4 protein-coding genes and 1 tRNA gene are annotated in these 4,258 nt (G+C 45.6%); 2 read left to right on the top strand and 3 right to left on the bottom strand.

All coding sequences use genetic code 11. The features are described from left to right. Positions 1-72 precede the first annotated feature (72 nt). Together QUA36_RS30835 and QUA36_RS30830 are read right to left on the bottom strand one after the other, a co-directional pair. A complete protein-coding gene (locus QUA36_RS30835; RefSeq protein WP_333460115.1) occupies positions 73-744 on the bottom strand; it encodes a cobalamin-binding protein in 672 nt (223 codons plus the stop codon). Between the two features lie 66 nt (positions 745-810). Beyond that, the gene (locus QUA36_RS30830) at positions 811-3,474 is read right to left on the bottom strand and encodes a phospholipid carrier-dependent glycosyltransferase (protein WP_333460114.1); all 2,664 of its coding nucleotides are present in this window, start codon (positions 3,472-3,474) and stop codon (positions 811-813) included. Between the two features lie 133 nt (positions 3,475-3,607). Here QUA36_RS30830 and QUA36_RS30825 point away from each other — a divergent pair. Together QUA36_RS30825 and QUA36_RS30820 are read left to right on the top strand one after the other, a co-directional pair. Continuing rightward, positions 3,608-3,680: transfer RNA gene (locus QUA36_RS30825), tRNA-Phe, on the top strand. After that, positions 3,651-3,845, top strand: a complete 195-nt coding sequence (locus tag QUA36_RS30820) for a hypothetical protein (protein ID WP_333460113.1) — start codon at positions 3,651-3,653, stop codon at positions 3,843-3,845. Before QUA36_RS30825 ends, QUA36_RS30820 begins: the two co-directional genes overlap by 30 nt. 110 nt (positions 3,846-3,955) lie before the next feature. On the opposite strand, the gene QUA36_RS30815 is transcribed toward QUA36_RS30820, so the two are convergent. Then, the gene (locus QUA36_RS30815; RefSeq protein WP_333460116.1) at positions 3,956-4,201 is read right to left on the bottom strand and encodes a type II toxin-antitoxin system RelE/ParE family toxin; all 246 of its coding nucleotides are present in this window, start codon (positions 4,199-4,201) and stop codon (positions 3,956-3,958) included. Between the last annotated feature and the right edge of the window lie 57 nt (positions 4,202-4,258).

Below are 4,258 nucleotides of genomic sequence, written 5' to 3'. Positions count from 1 at the left end.
AAATACATCAATATACTTACACAGAGAAAATTATTTAGGATTGCTCTAGATATAGAAAATCATTTAGGATTGCTATACTAGCGATTCCCATTTTAACCAAGGGGAATGTTCGCCGACAATTCCAAACAGCGAACTGCCTCCCGCCATTGCGACTAATTCGGGAATCCAGTTACCCGCAGCCATCAAAGGCTCAATCCACTCGATGCAAGCTACTTTGGGAAGTCTCTCTTTTGTGGTAATAATAGAGGATGCTTGTGTTTGCGAGGTAATAGCATCGATGCGGGATTGCAAAAGGTCGATCGCACTTTTGCCATCTACGCCCAAAGCATCAGCAACTCGCTGAATATCCGTCCAGATTTCTGCTAGGAGATTCGGCTGCAAAGAAATAATTTCCGGCTTGCTATTTACCAGCGTGCTTACCGCTTGTTCAACCTCTGTTAGAGAACAAGCGCAGACTTCACATTGAGCTTGAGTAATAATGTGAGTCGGCTGCAATTTTTCCAAAGTATCTATTTCTACTTTATACACGCTGAGGGCATTTTGCAACAATTCTGTCACGCGGTTGTGAATTTCGCGGCTAGTTCCTTCGGGATTGAATTTAGGTTGAGTGCAAACAGGTAAATTTTGGATTTCTGGGGGATAATCGCATTCATGGGAACGGCCCACAATTGCATCGGTTAATCCTAAAAGTGCTACAATTTCGGTGGCACTCGGAATTAGAGAGATTATTCTTGGTTGGTTCATTGGTTTTCTGTTTTTTACCGCTTCGGAAGCACAGGCGGGACGCCCGTGCCACAGTAAAAGGGATTGTTAAATTTTTAGTTTTTTTAAGTATTGCAAATCTTGCCATGCTTGGATGAGATTACCTTGCATCAGTTCCGCTACACCGTTTAAAACTCTAATTTCCGGTAAATTGGAGTTGAGAGCGATAGCAGGTTTTAAGGCTATTTCAGCGGCTTTGGGATGCCAGCCGTACAGGTGTACGAAAGCGAGATAGGCGTAAGCGTAAGGGTTTTTTGAGTCGAGTTGAGTGACTTTTTCTAAGGCAGCGATCGAACTTTTGACATTCTGCTGCAATACTCGCGAAAATGCCAAAGCATAAGCCAATTCTAGATTATTTGGTTCCTGTTTCAACCGATATTCTAATGCTTGTTCTGCTTGCACGGTATAATCTTGAATTGGATCGTACTGATTGATCCGCCCAATCTGCTCGAACACGGGTTCTAAACCTGGCAATCCTTTCGGTAAATTAACCGCCATCGCCCGCAATTGAGTTACCAAATCTAACTCAGGCTTATCTGTATTATCCTCGTTTCCCGGCTCTGTCTGAGAACGCATATCCAGAGGCTCTGCCTCGATTTTAACACTAACGGCCGGCACATTAATCGGATAAGTTTCCCCGGTTTTCCGATTTAGATAAGTAGCTTGCAGATTGTAAGTTCCCGGTGCAATATTAGCAGGAGGAAGCATCGCCGTGCGATCGACAACTCGAAACCCCACAGCAAATTTATCCGCTTCCAGCATCCCCGGATGCAAAGTCCCCTGGGCGATCGCGCGATCGTGTAAAATCCTGAAAGTCTGTCCCGGTGGAATATCGCCAGACTGCTGATTTTTCCACGTTACCAACACTAAACCAGACTGCAACTGCTGCCAAGGCCCAGACCAAGTATAAGTAACCGGCAGCGCGACTCCGGGAACTGCTTTTGCAGCGACAGTAACTCGATCTAATTGTACTTGCGATCGCGCTTCATTCAACGGCTGTATTTCGACAGGCTGCACTCGCTTGCGATAAAGATTTAAATTAGTATAATCTGGCAAAATCCAAGTTTTATCTAACTCAAATTTATCTTCTTTTTCAATCGCCGTAACGGCGGCATTTTGAGCTTTTTTAATCCGTTCGCGAATCGAACCTTGCGGGCCAGTTTTAGTTACGAACCAAGAGAGCGATCGCACATCTTGGGGCACTTCTTTTAAATTCGTTCCCACCTGCCGCCCGTAAACCTGAAAATTCGCCAAAGCCCCGTAAAAATTCAAATTATGCTGGTTAATTTCCGGCGTCGAAGGCAACACGCCTAAAGTAGATTGCAAATAAGGTTCCCTATCAATAATTTCTGCAATTACCTCTCGGTGCGGCCACTCTTTTCCCAAGTAAGGATAGTTAGAATTGCCGGGACTGATAATTTGGACTAAGCTATGTCCAAAAGCCCCTCCCAGCGGCCACATATGGAACAGCATCGCCAAAATTGCCAAGCCAATTGTACCCCAGCGAATTTGTCGTCCCCACCGAGAAGGCCACAGCGTTAAACAGTAGGCTAAGAAAATAGATAAAACTGGCAAATAAGGTATACCATATCGGTCGTCTTTGTTGATATTGAAAGAATTAATTAAATAAGCTCCTACCCAGAAAACAGCTAGCCAGCGACAGGAGTTGAGATAAAAGATGGACGAACTCTCTTGCCGACGACGCCAATAAAGTATCAATCCTACTAAGGGAATAAGTAACAGAGGCCAAGAAATGTGTTCTGGTAAGTGTTTACCGTAGTAAATCCAAGCGTCGATCGTATTGAGGGCCGGATCTCCTTCGGCGATCGCAGAATCCACTGTTGCCCGTTTTCCCCCGGTCAAAATTAACAGCCAATTGGTTTTCGCCCACGGGCCAAACACCGCTACCGACAGCAACAAACTACCTGCTAATTGAGCTAATCTTCCCCAAGCTTTTTGTCGCACAGCACCCACAGCCAACCACACAATCGGGGTAAATAGAAATAATACGGTAGTGTGTTTAACTAATATTGATAAACCGAGAGAAATTCCAAAAGCGATCGCCCAAAAGAAAGACGACGGGGAGAGGGGGAGAGTGGGGGAGGGGGAGAGGGGGAGATCCGGAGAATGGGGAAAATCTTCCTTCTTCCTTCTTCCTTCTTCCTTCTTCCTTCTTCCTTCTTCCTTCTTCCTTCTTCCTTCAGAAGCCTTCCACATGGTCAAACAATAGAAAGCAAAAGTAATCGCAGCAGTGAGGGGATAGTCGAGCAAAAATTGTAAGCGGAACCGATAAAGTCCCGGTAACAAAACGCAAATTGCAGCGGCCCACAAACCGACTTGCCGGTTAAATAATTGGACGCCCAGACTGTAGACTGAGGCGAGGAGAATTGCACTAAATAATAAATGAACGAGGGTTGCCCGATCGCCCCCAGTACCGAAAACCTGAAGAAACGGAACCGTTAAGATGTATGCCAAGGGCGGGATTTTCGTCGAAAGCAGCCAGAAGTTTGTCCACCACTCCCCGGAAAACCACTGAGGATGCTGCAACGCCTGCAAGTATTTCAGGGTGCTAGTCAGGTAGTCTGCTTGATCCCACGCCGGGACAGATCGATCGAGGGCAAACCAGAGGCGATCGCTAATTGCCCCCAGCAGCCAAATTATGCCTAAGACAAGCAGACTCTTGCCCTCGCTGTCCCGATGTTGCTGTGCCATTGCGATTCTTGGATTTTAGGTTGCAGCTTTTAGCTTACAGGCGGGCGGTTCCGGGCGATCGAAAAATTAATTGAGAAAAGTGCTTGCTAAATTCCGTATGTGTCTGCTAAGATAGTAAAGCGCGAAAAAACAAGCCGGGATAGCTCAGTTGGTAGAGCAGTGGACTGAAAATCCACGTGTCACGAGTTCAAGTCTCGTTCCTGGCATCGCAAAGCCCTCACAAAGTTGAGGGTTTTTTTTTAGGAAAAATGCGGACAATGCAGTCAATTATCGAACTCGATTTGCCTGAAAGTTTAGCTAACGAGATTGATGAATCTGTTCGACCTGAATATTTGAAGCTGTGGAAAAGCGTTAAACCCCGCCGAGAATAGTTTTTAGGGTGAATTATTTAACTGCTTAAAGTTAAGATACAAAAGATGGGACGGCTACATAAGATTGACACAAAAGCGTTTCCAACTTCTCGTTCCGTCCTTCCAAACGCTCAGTTTTCATCGGGAAACATTGCCTCCAAGTCTTGAAAACCGCTCATCACACGCAAAATTTCGATACCATTCTCAACCACCCGATAAAAGATAATGTAGCCATCGAGCGGTACTCCCCGGAGTCCCAACTTAATTTGATCGTAACTGCGCCCCATATTCGGAAATTTGACTAAATTGTCACACTTTTTGACAAACTCCCGAAGCAATCGCTCCCCAGCCTCAATATTGGAGTTTAGACTAAGCAGGTCAAAAAGTACGATCGCTGTGAGACTAGCGAACAGTTCTCAAGAACGGCAACGGTT

It is taken from the genome of Microcoleus sp. Pol10D4, from assembly GCF_036701555.1.
Classification (GTDB): Bacteria; Cyanobacteriota; Cyanobacteriia; order Cyanobacteriales; family Microcoleaceae; genus Microcoleus.
This window is presented reverse-complemented; position numbering and strand designations above follow the sequence as displayed.

What these genes read in the sequence shown, in the direction of transcription:
- QUA36_RS30835 (WP_333460115.1), bottom strand. Translation starts at nt 744, where the DNA reads ATGAACCAACCAAGAATAATCTCTCTAATTCCGAGTGCCACCGAAATT.
- QUA36_RS30830 (WP_333460114.1), bottom strand. Translation starts at nt 3,474, where the DNA reads ATGGCACAGCAACATCGGGACAGCGAGGGCAAGAGTCTGCTTGTCTTA.